This window comes from Saccharopolyspora taberi (assembly GCF_039534165.1).
Lineage (GTDB): Bacteria > Actinomycetota > Actinomycetes > Mycobacteriales > Pseudonocardiaceae > Saccharopolyspora_D > Saccharopolyspora_D taberi.
The window spans coordinates 1-23,259 of the sequence record NZ_BAAAUX010000002.1 but is presented as its reverse complement, the minus strand read 5'-3'; the positions used below and the strand labels follow the sequence as shown (position 1 = coordinate 23,259).

Annotated in this window: 23 protein-coding genes; 11 read left to right on the top strand and 12 right to left on the bottom strand. The window is 71.2% G+C overall.

The window, feature by feature from the left end; genetic code table 11:
- Positions 1 to 2 precede the first annotated feature (2 nt).
- The gene (locus tag ABD691_RS01795; protein WP_344677543.1) at positions 3 to 1,577 is read left to right on the top strand and encodes an FAD-dependent monooxygenase; all 1,575 of its coding nucleotides are present in this window, start codon (positions 3 to 5) and stop codon (positions 1,575 to 1,577) included.
- Here the strand turns inward: ABD691_RS01795 and ABD691_RS01790 are convergent, their stop codons facing one another.
- The gene (locus ABD691_RS01790; protein ID WP_344677542.1) at positions 1,578 to 2,609 is read right to left on the bottom strand and encodes a zinc-dependent alcohol dehydrogenase family protein; all 1,032 of its coding nucleotides are present in this window, start codon (positions 2,607 to 2,609) and stop codon (positions 1,578 to 1,580) included.
- 398 nt (positions 2,610 to 3,007) lie between these two features.
- Between ABD691_RS01790 and ABD691_RS01785 the strand changes: the two genes are divergently transcribed.
- On the top strand, positions 3,008 to 3,523 hold the full coding sequence (locus tag ABD691_RS01785; RefSeq protein ID WP_344677541.1) for a lytic polysaccharide monooxygenase auxiliary activity family 9 protein: 516 nt from the start codon (positions 3,008 to 3,010) through the stop codon (positions 3,521 to 3,523).
- Between the two features lie 81 nt (positions 3,524 to 3,604).
- Here the strand turns inward: ABD691_RS01785 and ABD691_RS01780 are convergent, their stop codons facing one another.
- Positions 3,605 to 5,215 (bottom strand): ABC transporter permease, encoded by a 1,611-nt coding sequence (locus ABD691_RS01780; RefSeq protein ID WP_344677540.1) that lies wholly within the window; start codon positions 5,213 to 5,215, stop codon positions 3,605 to 3,607.
- Positions 5,212 to 6,111: an ABC transporter ATP-binding protein gene (locus ABD691_RS01775; protein ID WP_344677539.1), complete on the bottom strand. Its 900-nt coding sequence runs from the start codon at positions 6,109 to 6,111 to the stop codon at positions 5,212 to 5,214. Before ABD691_RS01775 ends, ABD691_RS01780 begins: the two co-directional genes overlap by 4 nt.
- Before the next feature lie 85 nt (positions 6,112 to 6,196).
- Between ABD691_RS01775 and ABD691_RS01770 the strand changes: the two genes are divergently transcribed.
- Positions 6,197 to 6,718, top strand: a complete 522-nt coding sequence (locus ABD691_RS01770) for a GbsR/MarR family transcriptional regulator (RefSeq protein WP_344677538.1) — start codon at positions 6,197 to 6,199, stop codon at positions 6,716 to 6,718.
- A gap of 38 nt (positions 6,719 to 6,756) precedes the next feature.
- Entirely contained in the window at positions 6,757 to 7,968 is a 1,212-nt protein-coding gene (locus tag ABD691_RS01765; protein ID WP_344677716.1) for an MFS transporter, read from the top strand.
- On the opposite strand, the gene ABD691_RS01760 is transcribed toward ABD691_RS01765, so the two are convergent.
- From ABD691_RS01760 to ABD691_RS01735, 6 genes are all read right to left on the bottom strand, one after another.
- The gene (locus ABD691_RS01760) at positions 7,947 to 8,870 is read right to left on the bottom strand and encodes a TAXI family TRAP transporter solute-binding subunit (protein WP_344677537.1); all 924 of its coding nucleotides are present in this window, start codon (positions 8,868 to 8,870) and stop codon (positions 7,947 to 7,949) included. The two genes, ABD691_RS01765 and ABD691_RS01760, sit on opposite strands and share 22 nt — an antisense overlap.
- Entirely contained in the window at positions 8,867 to 10,249 is a 1,383-nt protein-coding gene (locus tag ABD691_RS01755) for a sensor histidine kinase (RefSeq protein ID WP_344677536.1), read from the bottom strand. Before ABD691_RS01755 ends, ABD691_RS01760 begins: the two co-directional genes overlap by 4 nt.
- A gap of 2 nt (positions 10,250 to 10,251) precedes the next feature.
- Positions 10,252 to 10,914, bottom strand: a complete 663-nt coding sequence (locus ABD691_RS01750) for a response regulator transcription factor (RefSeq protein WP_344677535.1) — start codon at positions 10,912 to 10,914, stop codon at positions 10,252 to 10,254.
- 4 nt (positions 10,915 to 10,918) lie between these two features.
- On the bottom strand, positions 10,919 to 12,226 hold the full coding sequence (locus ABD691_RS01745) for an MFS transporter (RefSeq protein WP_344677534.1): 1,308 nt from the start codon (positions 12,224 to 12,226) through the stop codon (positions 10,919 to 10,921).
- 228 nt (positions 12,227 to 12,454) lie between these two features.
- Complete coding sequence (locus ABD691_RS01740; protein WP_344677533.1) at positions 12,455 to 12,754, bottom strand: tyrosine-type recombinase/integrase; 300 nt, start codon at positions 12,752 to 12,754, stop codon at positions 12,455 to 12,457.
- Positions 12,755 to 12,801: 47 nt separating this feature from the next.
- Positions 12,802 to 13,545 carry a GntR family transcriptional regulator gene (locus tag ABD691_RS01735; RefSeq protein WP_344677532.1) on the bottom strand — a complete coding sequence of 248 codons (744 nt, stop codon included), beginning with the start codon at positions 13,543 to 13,545 and terminating at the stop codon, positions 12,802 to 12,804.
- Between the two features lie 149 nt (positions 13,546 to 13,694).
- Here ABD691_RS01735 and ABD691_RS01730 point away from each other — a divergent pair, with 149 nt between their 5' ends.
- From ABD691_RS01730 to ABD691_RS01700, 7 genes are all read left to right on the top strand, one after another.
- Positions 13,695 to 13,970, top strand: coding sequence for a hypothetical protein (locus tag ABD691_RS01730; RefSeq protein WP_344677531.1), 276 nt, complete (start codon positions 13,695 to 13,697; stop codon positions 13,968 to 13,970).
- A 692-nt stretch (positions 13,971 to 14,662) separates the two neighbouring features.
- Positions 14,663 to 14,815: a hypothetical protein gene (locus ABD691_RS01725; protein WP_344677530.1), complete on the top strand. Its 153-nt coding sequence runs from the start codon at positions 14,663 to 14,665 to the stop codon at positions 14,813 to 14,815.
- Between the two features lie 140 nt (positions 14,816 to 14,955).
- Positions 14,956 to 15,147, top strand: a complete 192-nt coding sequence (locus ABD691_RS01720) for a hypothetical protein (protein ID WP_344677529.1) — start codon at positions 14,956 to 14,958, stop codon at positions 15,145 to 15,147.
- Positions 15,148 to 15,408, top strand: a complete 261-nt coding sequence (locus ABD691_RS01715; protein WP_344677528.1) for a hypothetical protein — start codon at positions 15,148 to 15,150, stop codon at positions 15,406 to 15,408. It abuts the gene before it with no gap.
- A 37-nt stretch (positions 15,409 to 15,445) separates the two neighbouring features.
- Positions 15,446 to 16,174, top strand: a complete 729-nt coding sequence (locus tag ABD691_RS01710; protein ID WP_344677527.1) for a DddA-like double-stranded DNA deaminase toxin — start codon at positions 15,446 to 15,448, stop codon at positions 16,172 to 16,174.
- A complete protein-coding gene (locus ABD691_RS01705) occupies positions 16,171 to 16,632 on the top strand; it encodes an Imm1 family immunity protein (protein ID WP_344677526.1) in 462 nt (153 codons plus the stop codon). Before ABD691_RS01710 ends, ABD691_RS01705 begins: the two co-directional genes overlap by 4 nt.
- Positions 16,633 to 16,897: 265 nt before the next feature.
- The gene (locus tag ABD691_RS01700) at positions 16,898 to 20,314 is read left to right on the top strand and encodes an NAD-glutamate dehydrogenase domain-containing protein (RefSeq protein WP_344677525.1); all 3,417 of its coding nucleotides are present in this window, start codon (positions 16,898 to 16,900) and stop codon (positions 20,312 to 20,314) included.
- Positions 20,315 to 20,321: 7 nt separating this feature from the next.
- On the opposite strand, the gene ABD691_RS01695 is transcribed toward ABD691_RS01700, so the two are convergent.
- The 3 genes from ABD691_RS01695 to ABD691_RS01685 form a co-directional block, all read right to left on the bottom strand.
- On the bottom strand, positions 20,322 to 21,230 hold the full coding sequence (locus ABD691_RS01695) for an IS5 family transposase (protein WP_344677715.1): 909 nt from the start codon (positions 21,228 to 21,230) through the stop codon (positions 20,322 to 20,324).
- A gap of 172 nt (positions 21,231 to 21,402) precedes the next feature.
- A complete protein-coding gene (locus ABD691_RS01690) occupies positions 21,403 to 22,218 on the bottom strand; it encodes an SAM-dependent methyltransferase (protein WP_344677524.1) in 816 nt (271 codons plus the stop codon).
- Between the two features lie 94 nt (positions 22,219 to 22,312).
- A partial coding sequence (locus tag ABD691_RS01685) for a serine/threonine-protein kinase (protein WP_344677523.1) occupies positions 22,313 to 23,259 on the bottom strand: 947 nt, incomplete at its 5' end.

Below are 23,259 nucleotides of genomic sequence, written 5' to 3'. Positions count from 1 at the left end.
CCATGAACGCGCAGTCAACCCGTGTCGCGGTGATCGGCAACGGACCCGTCGGGCAGACCGCCGCGCTCCTGCTCGCCCGCTGGGGCGTGCCGGTCGTGGTCCTGGACCAGCGGCCGGAACGCGACCCGACCGGATCGCGGTCGATCTGCCAGCAGGGCGATGTGCTCGACGTGTGGGCCAGCGTGGGCGCGGGCCAGCGGATCGCCGACGAGGGCGTCACCTGGACCACCGCGCGCACCTTCTACCGGGACCGGGAACTGTTCAGCCACACCTTCCGCGATCCCGGGCACGCGCACTTCCCGCCGTTCGTCAACATCTCCCAGGCCCGCACCGAGCAGATCCTCGACGAACGGATCGCCGCCGACCCGCTCATCGACGTCCGCTGGGGACACGAGGTGACCGGGCTGGAACAGGACAGCGGTGGGGTGCGCCTGCGGTGCGGCACCGAGGTCGTCGACGCCGACTACGCGGTCGCCTGCGCGGGCGCGCACGGCGACCGGGTCCGGCGGATGCTCGGCGTGCGCTTCGAGGGGCACACGTTCGACGACCGGTTCCTGATCTGCGACATCCGCACCGACCTGCCGGACTGGGCGTCGGAACGGCGGTTCTACTTCGACCCGGCCTGGAACCCGGGCCGCCAGGTGCTGATCCACCCCTGCCCGGACTCGACGTTCCGCATCGACTGGCAGATCCCGCCCGGCTTCGACCTCGACGCCGAGTCCGCGTCCGGCGCGCTGGACGCGCGGATCCGGGCGATCATCGGCGACCGGGACTACGAGGTGCGGTGGAAATCGGTCTACCGGTTCCACTCCCGGCTGGTGGACCGGATGGTCGTCGGCAGGGTGCTGATCGCCGGCGACTGCGCGCACCTGCTCGCCCCGTTCGGTGCGCGCGGTCTCAACTCCGGTGTCGCCGACGCGGAGAACGCGGCGTGGAAACTGGCGTTCGTGCTGCACGGCTGGGCCGGGCCGGAACTCCTCGCGAGCTACCAGGACGAGCGGCATCCGGCCGCGCAGGAGAACCTCGCGGTCACCGCGGCCACCATGGAATTCCTGGTTCCGCACGGGGAGGAGCAACGTCGGCGACGCCTCCGCGCGCTGGAAGGCGCGGTCACCGATCCGGCCGCACGCGCGGAAGTGAACTCCGGCAGGCTGAGCGAACCGTTCTGGTACGTGGACTCCCCGCTGTCCACACCAGACACCACCAGACCGTTCGCCGGACGTCCACCACGTGGCTCAGCACCACCGGCCGCACCCGGAATCCTCGTACCTGACGTCCCCGTGCCGACCCCGGGCAGCACCAGAATCCGGGAGCTCGCCCGCAACGGTTTCCTGCTGCTGGCCGCGGAATCGTCCGATGTGGCTGCTTCTCAGGACGTGGCCAACAATTTCCCTTTCCCTACAAGGGTTTTCCTGATTCCCGATCTCGACACCACCGGCGCGCTCACGACAGCATTGAACGCCAAGCCGGGCGAGGTGTGGGTGATCCGCCCGGACGCGCACATCGCAGCCGTGCTCCACAACCCCGGTCGTGCCGACATCACCGCCGCACTGGAGAGGGCGCTGGGGAAGGCGTGATCAGCGCCAGGGTTCGATTACCGTGACCCCGGCACCCTCGCGCGCGTCCATTCCGGCCAGCGCCGCAGGTGCCTCGTCCAGTCCGATGGTCTCGGTAACCAGCAGATCCGGTTGCAGTGCACCGGAGCCGATCATGTCCATCATGGACGGATAGTCGTGTGCTGCCATGCCGTGACTGCCGAGGAGTTCGAGCTCCAGAGCGATCACCCGCGCCATCGGCAGCACCGGGTCGGCCGGGAGGAGACCGACCTGCACATGCCGCCCTCGCCGCCGCAGACCGCCGATCGAGGCCGCGCAGGTCGGCCCGCTGCCGAGCGCGTCCAGCGACACGTGCGCACCGCCACCGGTGATCTCCAGGATCGAGTCCGCAGCGGAAACACCAGTCGCATCAACGCATTCCGCCGCACCGAAGCGGCGCGCGAGCGCCAGCGCGCCGGCCGCGATGTCGACGGCGACGACCCGCGCCCCGCACGCGGCGGCGATCATCACCGCGGACAGGCCGACACCGCCGCAACCGTGCACGGCGACCCACTCCCCCGGCCGGACCCGGCCCTGCAGGACGACCGCGCGGAACGCCGTGGCGAAGCGGCATCCGAGGCCCGCGGCCGTGCCGGGAGACATCTCCGCGGGCACGTGCACCAGGTTGACATCGGCGTTCTCGATCGCCACGTACTCGGCGAACGAGCCCCAGTGCGTGAATCCGGGCTGGGTCTGGTGTTCGCACACCTGCTGGTCGCCCCGCGCGCACGACGGGCACCGGCCGCACGCGCAGACGAACGGCACCGTGACCCGGTCGCCCGGCCGGAAGTTGGCGACGCCCGCACCGACGGACTCCACGACGCCCGCCAGCTCGTGGCCTGGCACGTGCGGCGGCGTGATGCCGGGATCGTGCCCCATCCAGCCGTGCCAGTCGCTGCGGCACAACCCGGTCGCCTCGACCCGCAGCACCGATCCGCGTTCCGGCACAACGGGGTCGGCGACCTCGCGGACCTCCGGCTCCCGCCCGAACGCCTCGAACACCACCGCGCGCATCGATCTCCACCTCTCACCCGGAACGCCCCCATCCAACCCCGCCAGGCCGCTCCGGCGCAGCCTCGCTCGTACCACCGGTGTCCGATAAGCGAACCAACATGGAATTTGTTCACAACCTTGACCTTGATGCGTGCCGACTCGTATGGTCCAGACCACATCGGTCAGCGTGAGACCACGCGGCACCGCGGTTTCGCGCTCGCTCGTCCGATCGAACGAGACCGCCGTCCGAGAACAGCGCTTCCGCAACGGATCCGCTCGACCCGCGCGCCCTTGGCCCCGCGCTCGGCGACGGCACCGATGACCCACCCCCGTCAGCGGTTTCCCTCCTGCCCGCGGCAGCACGGCCACGGGCGGGACCGCGCCAGGGCGACCGCGTTTTCCGCCGAGAAGGAGCCGAGATGAAGATGAAGCGAAAGCTCGCCGCCGCGGCAGCGGGTGCCGCGCTGGCCCCGGCCCTGGTCGCACTGCCGACCGGGACCGCCAGCGCGCACGGCTACGTCGACACCCCGCCGAGCAGGCAGGCCCAGTGCGCCGCGGGCACCGTGCCCTGCGGTGCGATCAAGTACGAGCCGCAGAGCGTCGAGGGCCCCAAGGGCCTGACCAGCTGCAGCGGCGGCAACCAGAGCTTCGCCGAGCTAGACGACGACAGCAAGGGCTGGCAGGTGACCAAGGTGGGCCAGTCGGTGAACTTCAACTGGACGCTCACCGCCCGGCACTCCACCAGCACCTGGGAGTACTTCGTCGGCGGCCAGAAGGTCGCCTCGTTCGACGATCACGGGCAGATCCCCGGCTCCACCGTTTCGCACAACGTCAACCTCGGTGGCGTTTCCGGGAAGCAGAAGGTCCTCGCGGTGTGGAACATCGCCGACACCGCCAACGCCTTCTACGCCTGCGTCGACGTCGAGGTCGGCTGATGACCGGGTGCGGCTGTCGGCTTCCGGGCGGACAGCCGCACCCGAATCCGCAACTCGATCCTGCGAGGCGAATCCCGGGATTCACGAGCTGAGATCGCGCCGCCGCAGCGCGGCCAGGCCAGCGGCGGTGAGCGCGACCGCGAGTGCGGTCATGACCAGCAGCGGGGTGGCGCTGAACGTGCCGCCGGTGAGCAGCTTGGGCACGTGGTGGAACGGGATGACCAGGTTGGCGAGCCAGTAGTCGATGCCCAGGATCGGGCCGATCACTTCGCCCAAGACCATCACCAGCATGAACACCACCCACGCGATCGCGACCGCCAGCCGGGGCACGGCGCCGAAGGCGATCACCGCGACCGCGCCGACGAGCCAGACCGCGGGGACCTGGACCAGCGCCGCGGCCAGCACCCGCGGCAGCTGCGCGGGATCACCGGTGGCCGCGGCGTGGACGCCTCCGGCCGCCAGACCGCTCGCGGCCGGCAAAAGAACCGAACCGCACGCGGCGAACACCAAGTGGCTGACCGCCCAGCGGGTGCGCCCGACCGAGGTCGCCAGCGTCGCCTCGGCCCGGCCGCTGGTCTCCTCGGTCCGCAGCCGCAGCGCCGCCAGCATCGGGTAGAGCGCGGCGAGGTAGCCGAGGCTGAGCAGGATCAGCCAGATGAAGGTGTCTGCGATGCCGACACCGGGCGCGACGGTGTAGCGGCGGAAGAACTCCTGCACGTACTGGCCCGACCGCTCGGCGACTTCCGGCATCCCGGTCGCGACTCCCGCGGTGGCCGCGCTGAACGCGGTGAATCCCGCGATCCAGCCCAGCAGCTGCGTGCGGTGCAGGCGCCAGGCCAGGCCGACCGGTCCCCGCAGCCCGCGTCCGGCCGCGGCGGGTCCGGTGCGGGCGGACAGCACGCCCGCACCGAGGTCGCGGCGGTCGGCCAACCGGTATGCGGCTGTGGCCACCAACGCCGAAAGCAGGACGGGCACGGCCAGGACCCAAACGCGGTTGCCGCCGTAGGGAACCGCCAGGTGGCTCCAGCCGCTCGGCGACAGCCAGCGAAGTCCGCCCAGGCCTGCGCCATCGGCGACGAACCGGATCAGGTAACCCGCGCCGAGGACCGTGCAGGCGATCGCGTTGGCGGTGCGCGCGCGTTCGGTCAGCTGCGCTGCCAGCGCGGCGACCGCGGCGAAGAAGATCCCGGGCATCACCAGCGCCAGCCCGAAGGTGATCGAGCCGTCGGCTTCGAGCCCGTAGGCGATCAGCCCGGCCGCGGAGAGCACCCCGGCAGCGAGGCTGAGGCCGCAGGTGTGGACCAGCGCGGCGGTCAGCGGCGCGAACCGCCCGACCACTCCGGCGCCCACCAGCTCGGACCGGCCGGTCTCCTCCTCCGCCCTGGTGTGCCGGACGACGGTGAGCACCGCCATCAGGGCGATCAGCGTGAAGGCGATGTCGCCGATCTTCCACATCACCAGGTTGCCCAGGCCGGTGCCGTGCAGCAGCCCGGTGAAGGCGTTGAGCGCCGAGTTCGCCCGCACCTCGGCGGCGAAGTCGAGCCGCGCCCGGTCGTCGGGGAACAGCCCGGCGTACTGGGCGGCCACGCCCACGACGAGCAGCAGCAGGAACAGCACCCAGGCCGTGCCCCGCACCCGGTCGCGGCGGACGGCCAGCCGCAGCATTTCCCCGGTGCCCGCGAAGGAGTTCATCGGACGGGCTCCTCTTCCGGCTCGTAGTGCGAGAGGAACAGCTCCTCCAGCGTCGGCGGCTGGCTGGTCAGGCCGGCCACGCCCGCGGCGGAGAGCAGCTGCAGCACCTGGCCCAGGAATCCGGAGTCGACCTGGAGGCGGACGCGGTTGCCCTGGACCTCCACGTCGTGCACCCCGGGCACCGCGCCCAGCGCCGGGACCGGTCCGGTCAGCTCGGCGCTGATCGAGGTCCGCGTCAGGTGGCGCAGTTCGGCCAGGGTGCCGGACTCGACGTTGCGGCCCTTGCGGATGATGCTGACCCGGTCGCAGAGGGCTTCGACCTCGGACAGGATGTGGCTGGAGAGCAGGACGGTCCGGCCGCGCAGCCGTTCCTCGGCGATGCAGTCCTGGAACACCGCCTCCATCAGCGGGTCGAGACCGGAGGTCGGCTCGTCGAGGACGAGCAGGTCGACGTCCGAGGACAGCGCCGCGACCAGCGCGACCTTCTGCCGGTTCCCCTTGGAGTAGGCGCGGCCCTTCTTGCGGGGGTCGAGTTCGAAGCGCTCCACCAGTTCGTCGCGGCGCCGGCGGTCACCGCCGCCGCGCAGCCTGGCGAGCAGGTCGATCGCCTCGCCGCCGGTGAGGTTCGGCCACAGCGAGACGTCTCCGGGGACGTAGGCCAGCCGCCGGTGCAGTTCGGCGGCGTCGCGCCAGGGGTCGCCGCCGAGCAGGGTCGCCCGGCCGCCGTCGGCGCGCATCAGCCCGAGCAGGATCCGGATGGTCGTGGACTTCCCGGCACCGTTGGGCCCGAGGAAGCCGTGGACCTCCCCGGTCCGCACGTGGAGATCGAGTTCGTCCAGTGCGCGGGTCCGGCCGAACTCCTTGACCAGGCCGGACACCGCGATCGTCGTGTTCATGCTTCATAAGCTACACAGCATTCACAACATTGTGAAGTTAAGGAATCGTATACTCTCCCGGAAGGACGACGAGAGGACTGCGATCGTGAGCAAGCCGGCCGAGCGCGACGAGCAGGCCGTCGGGCAGTTCGTGGAGAACGCCGCGATGACCTTCGCGGAATGGGGTTTCTCCCGGATGGCCGCCAGGGTGCTGCTGACCATGACGACCTCCGACGAGGAGGCGCTGACCGCCGCCGACCTCGCCGAGCGGCTCGCCGTCAGCCCGCCCGCGATCTCCGGAGCGGTCCGCTACCTGATGCAGCTCGGCATCGTCGAGCGCCGCCCGGTCCCGGGGTCGCGCCGCGACAGCTACCGGCTGCGCGACGACGCCTGGTACGTGTCGGCGGGCACGATCGGCGGCGTCTACCAGACCCTGGCCGACCTCACCGACGACGGCGTGCGGGCGCTCGGCAGCGAGCCCTCCCCCGCCCTCGACCGGGTCCGCGACATGCGGGACTTCTTCCGGTTCGTGCACGACGAGATGGACGGACTGCTGGAGCGGTGGCGCCAGTCCAAGAAGGACCGGGCCACGAGGGACCGGGCCACGAAGGATCGGACCGACTCCTGATCGAGCACGCTGCTCACGACGCGGCGGGCAGGCGGCCGCTGGGACGGCGCTTCGGGTGGCTGTGGGCGTCCTACGCGGTCAGCACGTTCGGCACGCGATTCGCGTTCGACGCGTTCACCATGGTCGCGATCCTCGTGCTGCACGCCGGACCGACCGAGGTGGCGGTCCTGGCAGCCGCGGGCCTGGCGGCGGGGGCGGCCGTCTCCGTTCCGCTGGGGCCGTGGGTGGAGTTCCGCCGCAAGCGGCCCGTGATGATCACGACGGACCTGGTCCGCTTCGCGGCGCTGATGAGCGTCCCCGCCGCGTTCGCGCTCGGGCTGCTCAGCTTCGCCCAGCTCCTGGTCGTGCTGGTCGTCGTCGGCGCGGCCGACATCACCTTCCAGGCCGCCGGCGGCTCCTACCTCAAAGCGCTGGTCCCACCGGACGGCCTGCTCGTCGCGAACGGGCGGTTCGAGTCCACGAACTGGACCGCCACGGCACTCGGGCCGCCGCTCGGCGGGGCCGCGGTCGGCATCTTCGGTCCGGTGGCGGTCGTGCTGGCCGACGCGATCAGCTACCTGCTCTCGGCCGCGGGAATCCGCGCGGTCGGCTGGGACGAACCGCGGCCCGCGCGCACCGGTTCGTCCCGGCTGCGGGCGGGCGACCTGCTCGACGGGTGGCGCTTCGTGCTGGCCCACCCCGAGCTGCGCCCGCTGTTCCTGAACACCGTCCTGGTCAACGGTCTGATCATGGCGACCGCGCCGCTGATCGCCGTCCTCATGCTCGACCACCTCGGTTTCCCGCCCTGGCAGTACGGACTCGCGTTCGGCGCGTCCTGCATCGGCGGGCTCGTCGGAGCCCGGATGGCCGGCCGGCTCGTCGCGCGGTTCGGGCGGCTCGGGGTCCTGCTCACCTCCGGAACGCTGCGCGCGTGCTGGTCGTTGGGGCTGGCGTTCGTCGTCCCCGGCCCCGCCGGGCTCGGGCTGGTGATCGCCGTCCAGGTCGGGCTGGTCACCTGCGCCGGGGTGTTCAACCCGGTCTTCGCCACCCACCGGCTCGACCGGATCCCGGCGGACCGGATCGCCCGCACCCTGTCCGCGTGGTCGATCACCAGCAAGACCGCCATCGCGGCCATGACCGCGCTGGGAGGGGTGCTGGCCGGCCTCACCGGTCCCCGCGCCGCCATCGCGATCGCGGGCGTGCTCATGCTGGCGACCCCGTTGCTGCTGCCCTGGAAGGAAGGCCGCGGTCAGCCGTGCAGCTCCCGGTAGGCCAGCTCGGCACCGGGGTGCAGCGGCACCGCGCCGGTCCCGATCAGCGTGCGCACGTCGAGGAACTGGGTGCCCACCGCCTGCTGCGGCACCAGCTGCGCGGCGCGGGTCGCGAGCACGCGCACGACCGTCGCGGCCAGGTCGTCGGGCAGTTCCGGCGTGCACACCAGGAGGTTCGCGACCCCGACCGTCGGGACGCGGGCGGTGCGCCGGTACGCGCCCGGCGGGATCCACACCTGCTCGCAGGTCGACTCCACGCACAGCCCCGCCACCGACGCGTCGAGCGGGACCAGCCGGATGCCGGTCCGCTCGTCGAGCGCGCGCAGCGACGGCGTCGGCACCCCGCCGGACCACAGGAAGGCGTCGATGCGGCCGGTTTCGAGGGCGTGCACCGCGCCCTCCAGCGGCAGCGTCTCGGTCCGGACGGTGAGCCCGGCGCGGGCGAGCAGGCGGGCGCCGAAGAACGTGCTGCCCGACTTCGGCGCGCCCAGCGACACCGCGCGGCCCGCCAGGTCCGCCAGCCGCTGGATCGGGCTGTCGGCCAGGACGACCAGCTGCACGTAGTTCTCGTACACCCGCCCCAGCGCCCGGACCTCGACCGGCGGGCCGAGCCCTCCGCCGGGTGCGGCGGTGGCCGCGTCGGCCAGCAGCAGGCCGAGTTCGGCGCGGCCGTCGCGCAGCAGCTCGGCGTTGGCGACGCTGCCCTCGGTGTCGATCGCCTCCGGCCGCAGGCCGGGACGGGCCGCGGCCAGCGCGTCGGCGAGGAGCTTCGCGAACTCCGAGTAGAAGCCGCCGCGCTCCCCCGCCGCGATGCGCACGGGGTGCTCGGGCGCGCCCGCGGTGCATCCGGCCAGCAGGCCGCCCAGGCCCAGGCCGAACAGCGCGCGCCGGGTCAGGGTCATGGCAGTTCTCCTTCCGCCAGCGGGAGTTCCACCGCGACCGAGAGCCCGTGCGGCCGGACCGATCCGATGCGCAGCGCACCTCCCCGGGCCGTCACCAGCCGGTCCGCGATCGCCAGGCCCAGCCCGGTTCCGCGGCTTCCCCGGTGCCGGTCGGCGCGCCAGAACCGGCCGGTGGCCAGGCCGCGCTCGTCGGCGGTCAGGCCGGGACCGGTGTCCTCGACCCGCACCCGGTAGCCGTGCTGACCGGTCTCCTCGGCGACGGTCACCTCGGCGCCGCTGCCCGCGTACTTCACGGCGTTGTCCAGCAGGACGTCGAGGACCTGCGCGAGTTCGTCGGCGGTGCAGCGGACCGGCACGCGCAGCGCGGGCGGGCCGGAGCGGACCAGTTCGATCCCGGCGTCCTCGGCGGCGGGCCGCCAGGCCGAGACCCGGTCGGCGACCACCGGGTGCGGGTCGCAGCGGTCGGCTCCCCCGGCCCGCGCGCGGTCGGCGGTGGCCAGTTCGAGCAGCCGGTCCAGCAGCGCCTCCAGCCGCTCCACCTCGTCCACTGTGGACCGGTAGTTGGCCATGCCCTCCGGCCGGATCCGGCGCTCCAGGGCGTCCACCCGCAGCCGCAGCGCGGCCATCGGGTTGCGCAGCTGGTGCGAGGCGTCGGCGACCATCCGGCGCTGCTGCGCCTCGGCCTCGGCCACCGACGCCGACATCCGGTTGAACAGCGCGGCCAGTTCCCGCAGTTCCGGCGGTCCGGCGTCGACGGCGACCCGGGCCCGGCGCGAACCGGCCGCGACCTCCCGCACCCCGGTCTCCAGCTCGCCCAGCGGGCGCAGGATCCACCGCGCCACCACCAGCGCGAGCACACCGCAGGCGACCAGCGCGCTCACCGCGCCGAGCGCGATCATCGCCCACTGCCCCGCGATGTCCCGCGCGGCCCGGTCCACCGACACCCGGAGCACCACCGCGCCGGTCACCCGGGTTCCGCTGCCCACCGGGCGGTGCCGGATCACGTCCTGGGTCGACCACGGGCGCAGCGCGGCGACCGGGCCGGGCGGCTCGTTGCGCAACGCCTGGTCGACCGCGCCCGCGACCGCGGCGGCCCGGAGCCCGCCGGTCTCGGCCACCGGCCGCCGCTCGGTGTCGACGACCACCAGCGGTTCTCCGTAAAGCCGCGTGTAGCGGTTCGCCTCGGCGATCAGCTGGGCCGGGTCGCCGGTGGCGCTGGCGTGGTCGGCCAGCTCGGCGAAGCGGTCCAGGTCGGCGGTGCGGGCCAGCACCAGCTGCTGGGTGCGCTCGGTGGCGGTGACCGCCAGCAGCGGCGCGGCGAACGCCGCCACCGCCGCGATCGAGAAGGTCAGCAGCACCAGCAGCAGCCGCCTGCGCACCGCTACTCCCCGAAGCGGTAGCCGAAACCGCGGATCGTGACCAGCAGGTCGGGCCGGTCGAGCTTGGACCGCAGCTGGGCGATGTGCACGTCCAGCGACCGCGAGATCGCCAGGTAGGCGTCGCCCCACACCTCGTCCATCAGCCGCTGCCTGCTCACCGCGGTGCCCGCCTGCCCGGCCAGCACCGCCAGCACGTCGAACTCCTTCGGCGTGAGCTCCACGTCCCGGTCGGCGACCCGGACGCGGCGGGTCCGCAGGTCCACCCGCACGTCCCCGGCGGTGACCACCTCGCCCGCCTCGGCGACCGCGTTGTGCCGCCGGGTGACCACGTCGATGCGGGCCAGCAGCTCGGCCATCCGCACCGGCTTGACCAGGTAGTCGTCGGCGCCGGAGCGCAGCCCGCGCACCACGGTGCGCTCCTCACCGCGCGCGGTGAGCACGATGACCGGCGTCGAGGCGACCTTGCGGAGCTTGCGCAGCAGGTCCAGGCCGTCGACGTCGGGCAGGCCGAGGTCGAGCAGCAGCAGGTCGTGCTCGCGGTGGCGGGTCAGCGCGTCCGCGCCGCGGGCGACCCGGGTGGGCTGGTGGCCGTGCGCGGCCAGGACGTCCACGAGGGCGTCGGCGACGCCGTCGTCGTCCTCGACGAGCAGCACGCGCACGGCCACCTCCTCAGTCCTCCAGCGGCGAGCTCTGCGAGGTCTCCCGCATCAGCGCGTACACGACCAGGGAGACCAGCACGCATCCTGACACGTACCAATAGAACACCGGCTCGTTGCCCGCCAGCTTCAGCCACAGCGCGATCAGCTCCGCGGTCCCGCCGAAGATCGCCACCGTCAGCGCGTAGGGCAGGCCGACCCCGAGCGCGCGGATGTTGGTGGGGAACAGCTCGGCCTTCACGATGGCGTTGATCGAGGTGTAGCCGGTGACGATGGCCAGCCCGGCGAACATCAGCAGGAACGCCACCACCGGGTCCGTGGTGGTGCTCAGGACGGTGAGCAGCGGAACGGTCAGCACGGTTCCGGCGATGCCGAAGCCCAGCAGCAGCTTGCGACGCCCGACGCGGTCCGACAGCGCGCCCGCCAGCGGCTGCAGCACCAGGAACGCCAGCAGGGCGAAGAAGTTGATCCAGGCGACCGTGGCCTTGTCCATGCCCGCGGTGTTGACCATGAACTTCTGCAGGTACGTGGTGTAGGTGTAGAACGCGACCGTGCCGCCGAGGGTCAGGCCGACCACGAGCAGGCATTCCTTCGGGTGCTGGAGCAGCGCTCGCACGGTGCCCCGCTGCCGCGAGCCGGACTCGGCCTGCTGCCGGTAGCTCTCGGTCTCGTCCATGCCGCGGCGCAGCCACATTACGACCAGCGCGCCCACCGCGCCGATGACGAACGGGATCCGCCAGCCCCACTCCGACATCTGCTCGCTGGTCAGCAGCTGCTGTAGCACGATCTGCACGCCGAGCGCGGTGAGCTGGCCCGCCACCAGCGTCACGTACTGGAAGCTGGAGTAGAAGCCGCGGCGGCCCTTGGAGGCGACCTCGGAGAGGTAGGTCGCCGAGGTCGAGTACTCGCCGCCGACCGAGATGCCCTGCACCAGCCGGGCGGCCACCAGCAGGACCGGGGCGAGCATGCCGATCGAGCCGTAGGTCGGGGTGAGCGCGATGACCAGCGAACCGGCCGCCATCAGCGTCACCGACAAGGTCAGCGCGGCGCGCCTGCCGAAGCGGTCGGCGTAGCGGCCGAGCATCCAGCCGCCGAGGGGGCGCATCAGGAAGCCGATCGCGAACACGCCCGCGGTGTTGAGCAGCTGCGCGGTCGGGTTGCCCTTGGGGAAGAACGCCGACGCGAAGTACACGCTGAACGCGGTGTAGGCGTACCAGTCGTACCACTCGATCAGGTTGCCGACCGATCCCCGGACGACGTTGGCCACCACCCGGCGCTCCCCGGTCCGCCCGGTCGGCCGCACTGCCAACTCAGCTGACATGAGTCCTCCTTCACGTGAACGGACTCACAGTGCTGGCGCGCACGGCCCGCAACAAGAACGGACGGGACTCCTTTACATCCGCTTAAGGTGGAAGCAACGGGGTTGATCATTCGGTCGGGTAGGGGCCTGCGGTTCTCTTGGTCGACTCGCCTCAAGATCGCGGTGCGACACGAATATGACACGACCGATCCCGCACAAGGACAGCCATGACCCAACGAGACCGCACGGTTACCGGTTGCTCGACCGGGGGATGAGCGCGGCGGTCCGCTCGGCCGCCTCGAAGGCCACCTCGGGCAGGACCGAGGTGTAGATGTCGGCGGTGTTGCTCTGGTTCTTGTGACCGAGCATCGCCTGCACGACCTTGATGTCCGTCCCGGCTGTGAGGGCGAAGGTCGCCGCGCAGTGCCGCAGGTCGTGCAGCCGGATCGGCAGCAGCCCCGCGTCATTAGCGATGACACGGAGCCAGCAGAGGCCCCGAGGCGGATTCAGCGGCGCTCCGCGCTCGCCGGTGAACACCCTGCCTGACAACAGGCCCGTCCGGTAGTCCTAGACGGAGCCACCTCAAAGGGACGTGATCAGTCGGCGTCCCAGGCGTAGCGCAGTTCGTAGCCAGCACCGGACATGACCATGTCGTTGACCTCGATGACGCGATCACCGCTGTAAGTACGCCGCTGCACGGTGAGTACCGGCCCGCTGCCGAGATCGAGCAGCTGCTTCTCGTTCGCGTCGGGCATCCGAGCGCCGACGATCTCTTCGTGGGAGGCCAGATCAAAGCCCAGTTCTTCCAGACGAGCGAGCGTGCCGCCCGGTCCAGTATCGACCTCTTCGAGCACGGTTCCACGGGTGATCTCACGAGGCAGTCGGGAAACGGCAAGCATCACCGGGTGCCCGTCGGCGCGCATCACGCGGTCGCGCACGGTCAACTCGTCAGCCTCTCCGATCCCGAACAGCTTGGCCAAGTCCTGTGCGGGCTCGAACCACACCCGCACACTCGACGACGGCGTGAAGCCTTGGTTCGCTGCTTCCGCGAGAAACGCGCCTTCATTGCGCTGACGGCGGGCCCGCGACAGACGATCACGCGAGTCAAGCCGCTTCACTACCCGTGGTGGTGACACAAACACTCCAACGCCATGTCGCATGTGCACCAGACCGGCGTCGCGAAGCTCGGCGAGAGCCTGTCGAATCGTCGTGCGCGATGCGCTGAACCGCGCGATCAGCTCGGGCTCTGCGGGCAGCTTGTCGCCGACACCCCAGACCTCCGAGTTGATCTCGTTGCGGAGCACGTCCGCGATCTCCCGGTAGCGGGCCGTTGCGTTCATTCGGCACCTCTCACACGTCTGGGTCGTCCTGCCTGGCTCCCATGATTCCACTTCTAGATCGCTTGCCAAAACTCGATCTCGGCGCTTAAGGTATCACTCGTCTCAGACGAGTAGAACGAGTGGAGTTAGCAATGCCCACCGGGTCCGCCTTGAGCACCACCACGTCGCCTACCGGCCCATCCACCGACCGCGCCGCGTACTGGATTTGCCCGCGAGGTTCAAACATTCGGCACGCAACGGACATCCGGCCCGGTGCGCTCATCAACGGCAGCGCGATCAAGGCGCTCGGCGGGTGCGCGATCACGATCCCGATGGCCACGCCAAACGACCAGCAACCGCGCAGCAGGCTCGTGAACAAGCGCTGCCCGGACTGTGCAGAGGTCGTCGAAGAGCGCAACCTCCCGTCCCGCGACTGGGACTTCTAAGACCGCTGCTCGGGGACTCCGCGTCCAGGTGAGGCGTCCCCCGCAACGCCCCTGCACGAACCCGAGCAGCAACCCGCCCTCGCATCGCATTCGTCCGGCCGTGCGGTGCGAGGGCGGGCCCCGGAACCGCTCGTCCGGTGCGACGTGTGCCCCCGGTGGGCTCTACGTGTCGCAAACGCACCGGTCCGAGAGCCTTCCCCGCGCGGGTCTTTCCACACGTTTCGCCTGCGCGAGGAAGGCCCCATCTTCCTCGGAGCACGTCATGGTCCACACCCGCAAACTCCGCAACTGGTTCGCGCCCGCCGGCGAAGGCTTGTGGCACGCGGTCGCCAACGGCGGGCGCACCCCGGTCGCCGTCTGCGGCCACGAACTGCGCTGGCCGCTCTACCGCCTCGTCACCGTCGTTCCGCCGCTGTGGTCCTTGGACGACGGGCGGAGCATCTGCCCCGTCTGCGCCGTCGAGGTCGGCGTTTCAACGCACCCGAACGAACCGACCACCCCTCGCACGACCCATGAGTCCGCACTCCAGATGCTCGACGGCCCGCGGATCGTCAGCGACTACGAACAGGTGGAGTGGCCCAAGCACGACCCGGACCTACCGCCCGCAGCGCCTCGCGTGCGCGCCCCCTCAGGCTCCCGGCACAACGGCGTGCCGGGAATCAAGGAAACCGAAGAAAAAGGAGATCATCACATTGCGCAGGATCACGCTGCTCGTCGTGCTGACGGCCGCAGCCTTGTTGAACGGGCTCGGGGCCGCAGCGTCCGCCGACGAGCCCGGGGCCTGGATCGCCCCGCCGGAGGCCGGCCCGGTCGGCTCCGCCGACGAGCCCGGCCCGTGGCTCTAGCAGACCCGGCCTGGTGCTGAAGCGGGAAAACGGAAACCGCGCCCCCGACCGGCACCAGCCCGCGCGGCCGGTCCGATGGTTCTCCCACAACCGTCGGACCGGCCGCTTCCATGTTGTACCGAAGACCCAGAGGGATTCCCATGGCTTCAACCGAGATCACCACAAAGGCCCAGCTGAAGATCAGCATGGTCTTCTGGCTGGTCGTGACCGCCTTCGTCGGCGGATGGATCGCGTGTCTCTACGTCTGCAGCCTGCCGCCGATACCGCCCATCGCCAAACAGGCACAGCCGACGGTGTGGAGCGTGCCCCTGCCAGACGCGGGACGGCCGTAGATGAGTTCGATCGACAGCCTGAAAAGCGCAATCCTGGAGATCGAGATCAACCAACACGGCCACGAACACCTCATGGCCTTCGTGCGCAACCACGAAGAAGTCGGAAACCGGATCGCTGCCCTGGCGGCCGGAAGCCAGAGCCCGTACTCCTCCGCAGCCATCGAAGCCTGGGCACAGATCAAAACGGACGGCACCAACATCACGAGCGGCCTGGTTGTGTGCGCCGTCGCCAGCCTCGCCGAGTGGCGACGGTCGCTCTAGACCCCCGCTGTCGGGGGGCACCGGCACGATCACCGCCGTGTCGGTCGACGAGGTCGCCCAGAAGACGAAGCAGGCACTCGGCAAACTCCCTACCCTCCCACTGGCTCAAGCGGGACAGCTGCTCTCCGACGCGATCGAGGCCCTGCGCCCGATCGCGTCGGAGAGCACCGACCCCGAGCTACACCAGGCACACGCCCAGTTCGAGGAGGCGGACCGGGAGATCGCTCGCATCCTCGGGATCTGTCACCGGGTGCACGAGCTGGTCGGCGGCTACCTCGATCGACTCGGTGCGGAGGCTGCGCCCGCTACGGGCTCAGGCTCGCCGGCGGTCCGCACGGACGACACGGCCCCGCCCAAGAACCGGGTCGATCGACTCCGGGACGAACTGCCGCCCCCGGTCCGGCGAAAAAGCGGCAGCAAGACCCACGGGAGATGGTTCACCCCGAACGGGGAGGAACAACAGGTCGTCAGCGGTGAGGACGAGCTGACCGACCTCGCGAACCAATACCTCGTCGAAGCCGGGGTGCGCAGAGTACCGGCGGCGGTATCCACTCATGTCGAAACCAAGCTCGCGGCGCGCATGCGCCACGAAGGCATCGAACACGCCGAGGTCGTCATCAACAACCTCCCGTGTCCGGGGCCGTTCGGCTGTGACAGGCTGGTGCCGATGGTGTTGCCGGAGGGGTCCTCGCTCACCGTGCACGGCACGGCCGAGGACGGCAGCACCTACCGCAAGCGCTACACGGGAAAGGCCCGGCGATCGTGACGGACGCGCTGGAAATCTACTTCAAGCAAGAACACGACGAGGCGCCGATCATCGTGCAATCCGAGGCGGAGCTGGATGCCGCCCTGGACCAGTTCGCGGCCGACGAGCCCGGCGTTCGCGCCCTCGCCCAGCTCGCGTGGCGGGATGATCCCTGGCGGGCCGTTTTCGAGATCGGCGTCTACAACGGCGAAACCGGGGTGCTCTACTACTCGGGCGACAGCGCCCCCGAGGGCGTGACAAGCCTCGGTGACAACGCCGACACCGAGCTGGAGGTCTGGTACTTCGTACGAGCCGACACGGAGTACCAGCGGAGCGCCGAGGTCCCGTTCACCGCTGTACACGCCGCCGCTCACGAGTACTTCCGCACCGGAGGAGAACAGCCGACCGCCGTTAACTGGCGGCCGGGCATGCCCGGCGGCCGGATCTTCACGCCGGACTCGGTCGACGGCGGTGTGTGACACGAGTGTGATACGACGAGGACGGGACCGGGGTATCACAGGACATCACCGTCCAAGACAAAATCGCAGGTCAGGCCGGACGTACTGGCATCGGGCGGGATCGGCCATCATCGGCTGTCAGTCACGCCATCGAACATCCGCTTAAGGTGGAAGCAACGGGGTTGATCACCCCGACTGCTAAGAGCCGGGACTTCCGGTAATGGTCCGGGCCCGGGCGGGCGGACGAGAATGGGGGCTCATCGCCTGCCGCCCGGGAGGTGGGGCCATGCGCGGGGAGAACCAGCCGTCGGTGCTGGCGAACCGGCTGCTGCACTGGCAGCGCTCGCTCGCCAAGTCGCTGACCGGTTCCTTCGGCGAAGCCCGGGGCCAGCAGCTGCTGGACCGCTACGGCAACGCGTTCTCCTGCGGTTACCAGAACGAGGTGCCGGTGGGCCGCGCGGTCGACGACATCGCCCGGATCGACCATCCCGGGTCCGGTTGCTCGCCCGGCACCCTGTACTGGGACGACCGGGAGCCCGGCGCGGTGGTGCGGTTCCGGATCCGCTGGCCGCCGCCCGCGCCGCTGCTGCACGACGTGCTGCCGATCTTCACCGGGCTGGGCCTGCGGGTGGCCGACCACCGCGGCTACGACGTCACGCCCGCCGACGGCGAGCCCGCCCGGATCGACGACTTCGGGCTGCTGCACGAGGCCGGGGCGCTGACCCCGGAGGTCGCGCGGCTGTTCGAGGAGACCTTCGCGGCGATGTGGTCGGGCAGGGCCGAGCCGGACGGGTTCAACCGGCTGGTGCTGTCGGTCGGCATCGGCTGGCGGGAGGCGGCGCTGGTGCGCGCTGCCTACCGCTACCTGCGCCAGACCGGGTTCGGCTTCAGCCAGCCCTACGTCGAGCAGACCGTCGCCGACCGGCCGGACTTCGTGCGGCTGCTGCTTGCGCTGTTCGCCGCCCGGTTCGACCCCGGCGGCCACCAGCCCGCCGACGACGTCGACGCCGGGCTGGAAGCGGGGCTCGCCGAGGTCACCGGGCTCGATGAGGACCGGACGCTGCGCAGCATCCTGGCGTTCTTCCGCTCGATCGTGCGCACCAACTTCTACCGCCGCACCCCGGACGGCGCGGTCGAGGACCACCTCGCGTTCAAGATCGACCCGTCCGGGATCCCGTTCCTGCCACCGCCCCGGCCGCTGTTCGAGACCTTCGTGTGCTCACCGCGCGTGGAGGCGCTGCACCTGCGCGGCGCGCGGATCGCCCGCGGCGGCATCCGCTGGTCCAACCGGCCGGAGGACTTCCGGACCGAGGTGCTCGGGCTGATGAAGGCCCAGGCCGTCAAGAACGCGCTGATCGTGCCGGGCGGAGCCAAGGGCGCGTTCGTGGTCCGCAGGCCGCTGACCGGGCTGGACCGCGCGGAGGCCGACGCCGAGGTCCGCTCCTGCTACGCCACCTTCATCCGCGGCATGCTCGACCTCACCGACAACCTCGTCGACGGCGAGGTGACCTCCCCTCCCGGCGTGCGCAGGCTCGACGGCGACGACCCGTACCTGGTCGTCGCCGCGGACAAGGGCACCGCCCGGTTCTCCGACCTGGCGAACTCGATCTCGGCCGAACGCGGCTTCTGGCTCGGCGACGCCTTCGCGTCCGGTGGTTCGACCGGCTACGACCACAAGGCGATGGGCATCACCGCGCGCGGTGCGTGGGTGTCGCTGGAACGCCACTTCGAGGAGATGGGGCTGGACCCGGCGCGCGACGAGTTCACTGTGGTCGGCATCGGGGACATGTCCGGCGACGTCTTCGGCAACGGGATGCTGCTGTCCCCGCACATCCGGCTGCTGGGAGCGTTCGACCACCGGCACGTGTTCCTGGATCCCGACCCCGATCCCGCGGTCTCCTTCGCCGAGCGCCGCAGGCTGGCCGAGCTGCCCGGCTCCACCTGGCAGGACTACGCCGCCGACCGGATCTCGCCCGGTGGCGGGGTGTGCTCCCGGCAGGCGAAGTCGGTGCCGCTGTCCCCGCAGGTGCGGCGGGCGCTGGGGGTCGACGCCGAGGCGCTGGAACCGCCCGACCTCGTCCGGGCGCTGTTGCGGGCGCCGGTGGACGTGCTGTGGAACGGCGGGGTCGGCACCTTCGTCAAGGCCGCCGCGGAGTCGCACCTGGACGCCGCCGACCCGGCCAACGACTCGGTGCGGGTGGACGCCTCGCAACTGCGCTGCCGGGTCGTCGTCGAGGGCGGCAACCTCGGGCTGACCCAGCGGGCTCGTATCGAGTACGCGCTGGGCGGCGGGCGGATCAACACCGACTTCGTCGACAACGCGGCCGGGGTGGACACCTCCGACCGCGAGGTCAACCTGAAGATCCTGCTGGACAAGGCGGTCGCCGACGCGGCGATCACCCGGCGGCGGCGGGACGAGCTGCTGGCCGAGGTGACCGACGAGGTCAGCCGCGCGGTGCTGGCCGACAGCCGGTCGCAGACCCGGCTGCTGGGCGTGGCCGAGTCGGAGGCCGCCACCTACCTGGACCAGCACGCCCAGGCGATCCAGCACTTCGAGCGACGGGAGAACCTGGACCGGGAGCTGGAGTGCCTGCCGGACGACGAGGTCCTGGCCGAGCGGCGGGCCGCGGGCGCCGGCCTCACCCGCCCCGAGCTGTCGGTGCTGCTGGCCCACGCCAAGAACAACCTCGCGCACGAACTGTCCATTTCGGACATCCCGGAGGACGCCCACCTGACGGCGGAACTGCTCGGCTACCTGCCCTCCCCGATCCGGACCGAGTTCTTCGGCAGGCTGGTCGAAACCCACCCGCTGCGGCGGGAAATCCTCACCACCGTGCTGAGCAACGACATGGCCAACCACGTCGGGACCGGTTTCTTCTACCGCCTGGAGGAGACCACCGGGATCGGCACCCCCGACTCGGCCCGCGCCTACCTGGCGGTGCGCGACGTGTTCGACATCAACGCGCTCTGGTCCGAAGTGGACGCGTTGGGTTCCTGCGTGGACACCGGGGTCCGCTCGGAGATGTTCCACGAACTCCAGCGGTTCGCCCAGCACGGGACGCTGTGGTTCCTGCGCAACCGGCGCCCGCCGCTGGACATCGCCGCGGAGGTCGCCTACTTCCGGCCGCAGATCCGCCAGCTCGTCCCGGTCCTGCCCGCCGCGCTCGCCGGGGCGCAGGCCGACGCGGTGCTGCGCCGGACCGAGCAGCTGACCGAGCAGGGTGTGCCGCCGTTGCTGGCGAGCCGGATCGCGGCGCTGGCACCGCTCGCCGCGGCGCTCGACGTGGTCGAGATCGCCCACGACCGCCGGGACGTCGGCTACGTCGCCTCGGTGTACTCGGCGCTGGACGTCGCGTTGCGGCTGGACTGGCTGCAGGACCAGATCGTCGAGCTGCCGTCGGAGTCGCACTGGGCGCTGCTGGCCAGGATCTCGCTGCGGGACGACCTGTTCGCCCAGCGCCGCCGCCTCACCCGCGCCGCGCTGCGCCGCTACGTTCCCGGCCAGGACGCGGCGGGCCTGGTCAGCAGCTGGCTGGAGGCCAACGCGGAACCCGTGCGCAGGTGCCGGGAGACGGTGTCCCAGCTGCGCGACGCCGAGCAGCCCGACGTCCCGATGCTCGCCGTCGCCCTCCAGGACCTGCGCAACCTCGGGCAGATCGCGTTGCAGGCCGACCCCGAGGAGGGCGTGAAGGGGCGCCGCTAGCGGCTGTTTAGGAAGTGATCTTGGTGTGGGCTCGTCGCCAGGTGTCGATGGTGGCGATGTGCAGGGTGGCTTCGTAGCGGACGGTGAGTTTGTCGTGGCGGCAGGCGGCAGCGCGGTGGTGTTTGAGCTGGTTGATGCCGCATTCCACGGCGTACCGCTGTCGATAGGCCACAGGGTCGAAGGCGGGTGGGCGGCCTCCGGCCGAGCCTCGGGCTTGGCGGTGGGCGGCTTGGTCCTTGGGGACCGGGATCGTGGCCGGGATCCCGCGTCGTCGCAGGTAAGACCTGTTCGCTCGGGAGGAGTAAGTCTTGTCGGCCAACACCCGCTCCGGGTGGTTGCGCGGGCGTCCGCGCCCCAGGCGCGGCACCCGGATCGCATCCAACAGGGGCCTCATCTGCGGACTGTCGCCCCGTTGACCTGCGGTGACCAGCATCGAGAGTGGTTTAGGTCCCTGTCCGCAGGCCAGGTGGACCTTCGTGGACAACCCACCCCGGAAACGGCCCAACCCGTGATCAGCCGGTTCGTCACCGGGTGATTCGACCTGGTCGTAGGGTCGGTGACGGGCTCCGGCGGCGTGTTGGTGGGCCTGGTTGATCGTGGAATCCACCGAGACCTGCCAGTCGATCGCACCCTCCGCGTCGGTCAAGGCCCGCAGTTGCGCCCAGATCCACGACCAGACACCGTCGATCTGCCAGCGGCGGAACAGCTGGTAGATCGACTGCCAATGTCCATAGCGCTCCGGCACATCCCGCCACGGGGAACCGACCCGCACCCGCCAGCGGATCCCGTTGAGCAGCTGGCGACGTGTCCACTTCGGACGCCGCCCCACCCCGGCCCGGGGCGGCAACACGCGCTGCAACGCCGCCCACTGCCGGTTCGTCAAGTCCTTACGCGCGCCGACCGATACGCTTCCCACCGAGGTCTCCGGATAGATGTCGATCTTCTTCGTCGTTGATCCATCTACCGGAGACCTCACCGCGTTCAAGCAAAGACCCCAACGTTCCTAAACAGCCGCTAGCGGCCGATGCTTCGCGCGCCAGGCGAAAACGCCACCTCGCCACTACCCGCGACGTGAGCCCGGCAACCCGTCATCCCTTCCGGGCCAGCCCGCCGAGAGTGGTGGTGTCGGCGGAGCCGGCCGGCGGCGTGGCCCGCCACTGCCCGCACCGCACCACGCCGGGCTCGACGAGCTCCAGCCCGCTGAAGTACCCCGCGATCTCCTCCGGCGTGCGGTGGTTGTACGGGATCGCACCGGACTCGGCGTAGCGCCGGGCCGCGTCGACGGCGGTCTCGTCGGTGTCGTCGACGTCGAACAGCGCCAGGTGCGAACCCGGCGGCAGCGGCTCGACCAGGGTGTCCACAATGGACCGCGCCTGCCGGTATTCCGGTATGAGACCGAGGATTCCGAACAGGATCAGCCCGACCGGACGGGTCAGGTCGAGGGTCTCGCGGGCGACCTCGACGATGGTCTCCGGCTCGCGGACGTCGGCGTGCACGTAGCGGGTGGCGCCTTCCGGCGTGCTCGTCAGCAGCGCGCGGGCGTGCGCGAGCACGAGCGGATCGTTGTCCACGTAGAGGATGTGGCAATCCGGTGCGGCCCGCTGCGCGATGTCGTGGGTGTTCTCCTCGGTCGGCAGGCCGGTGCCGACGTCGAGGAACTGCCGCACACCGCACTCGGTGACCAGGTGGCGCACCATCCGGCCCAGGCACCCGCGACTGGCCTGCGCCGCGGCCTTCATGCCCGGGAAGACCGCCAGGAACTCCTGGCCCGCCACGCGGTCGACGGTGTAGTGGTCCTTGCCGTCGAGCCAGAAGTTCCAGACCCTGGCCGCGTGCGGGACGGTCGAGTCCAGCTCGTCCGACCCACCCGACGCCCGGGGCCGGGCACCCTCGGAATCAGGCATGTCGGCTTCTCCTCCAAACGACAGACGTGGGCGTGTCCTGTTTACCGCATTGCCTGTTCGCCGTGCGGAGGCGTCCGCTGCCGGGAGCGCACTGCTAGCGGCGGAGCTGCTCGGTGACCGGCCCGCTGGCGGCGAGGTGGGCCCTGGCCAGCCAGTTCTCCAGCCGCGCCCGGACTTCCCGCAGCGCGGGCCGCCGGATCGGATCGGCGTCCAGCGCCTCGATCAGCAGCGCGCGGTGCGCGGTGCGCTCGGGAACGCGGGTGCACGGGTCGGCGTGCGCGGCGGCCATCAGCGCCGACATCGGGCTGTCGTGCTCGCCGCGCGGCGGGTGGCCGCTGAGCGCGAAGCAGACCGTCGCCGCCAGCTGCCAGGAGTCCGACGCCGCGCTGGCCGGGCTGCCGGTCGCGGTCTCCGGCGCGAGGTAGTCCGGGGTGCCCACCATCGTTCCCGGCGAGGTCAGCGTCGCGTCCCCCTGCGCCCGCGCGATGCCGAAGTCGATCAGATGCGGGGCTCCGCCCTCGTCGACGATCACGTTGGAGGGCTTGATGTCGCGGTGCAGCACCCCCTGCTCGTGCGCGGCGCTCAGCGCCGAGGCGAGGGTCGCCCACAGCCGCGCCGCGGCCACGTCGGTCAGCACACCGCCGCCGCCGACCAGCTCGCCCAGCCCCTGGCCGGGGATGTACTGCATGACGATCGCCAGCCCGTCGGACTCGTCGACGATGTCGTAGAGGTGCACGCAGTTCGGGTGGTTCACCGCCGCCAGCGCCCGCGCCTCGCGCATCGTGCGCTGCACCGTTCGTGGGTCCGGGTTGTTGGCGATCTTCACCGCGACCATCCGCCCGAGCTGGTCGTCGGCGGCCAGCCAGACCGAGCCGAACCCGCCGTGCCCCAGGGCGCGGATCCGCCGGAACCGCTGGTCCATCGCGGCGGTCGGCCGGTCCGCCCTGGTCGTGCCCGGCGGCTCGGCGGCGGGCGGAGATTCGGCGGCGGCCTGGGACTCGGCGGTGGGCGGCGACTTGGCAGTGGGCTCGGGCGCGGCGG

Bases quoted from the DNA above. Each gene is read 5' to 3' on its own strand.
- ABD691_RS01745 (WP_344677534.1), bottom strand. From the start codon at position 12,226: ATGTCAGCTGAGTTGGCAGTGCGGCCGACCGGGCGGACCGGGGAGCGC.
- ABD691_RS01690 (WP_344677524.1), bottom strand. From the start codon at position 22,218: ATGCCTGATTCCGAGGGTGCCCGGCCCCGGGCGTCGGGTGGGTCGGAC.
- ABD691_RS01760 (WP_344677537.1), bottom strand. From the start codon at position 8,870: ATGACCCTGACCCGGCGCGCGCTGTTCGGCCTGGGCCTGGGCGGCCTG.
- ABD691_RS01780 (WP_344677540.1), bottom strand. From the start codon at position 5,215: ATGAACTCCTTCGCGGGCACCGGGGAAATGCTGCGGCTGGCCGTCCGC.
- ABD691_RS01720 (WP_344677529.1), top strand. From the start codon at position 14,956: ATGGCTTCAACCGAGATCACCACAAAGGCCCAGCTGAAGATCAGCATG.
- ABD691_RS01700 (WP_344677525.1), top strand. From the start codon at position 16,898: ATGCGCGGGGAGAACCAGCCGTCGGTGCTGGCGAACCGGCTGCTGCAC.
- ABD691_RS01735 (WP_344677532.1), bottom strand. From the start codon at position 13,545: ATGAACGCAACGGCCCGCTACCGGGAGATCGCGGACGTGCTCCGCAAC.
- ABD691_RS01715 (WP_344677528.1), top strand. From the start codon at position 15,148: ATGAGTTCGATCGACAGCCTGAAAAGCGCAATCCTGGAGATCGAGATC.
- ABD691_RS01785 (WP_344677541.1), top strand. From the start codon at position 3,008: ATGAAGATGAAGCGAAAGCTCGCCGCCGCGGCAGCGGGTGCCGCGCTG.
- ABD691_RS01790 (WP_344677542.1), bottom strand. From the start codon at position 2,609: ATGCGCGCGGTGGTGTTCGAGGCGTTCGGGCGGGAGCCGGAGGTCCGC.
- ABD691_RS01795 (WP_344677543.1), top strand. From the start codon at position 3: ATGAACGCGCAGTCAACCCGTGTCGCGGTGATCGGCAACGGACCCGTC.
- ABD691_RS01775 (WP_344677539.1), bottom strand. From the start codon at position 6,111: ATGAACACGACGATCGCGGTGTCCGGCCTGGTCAAGGAGTTCGGCCGG.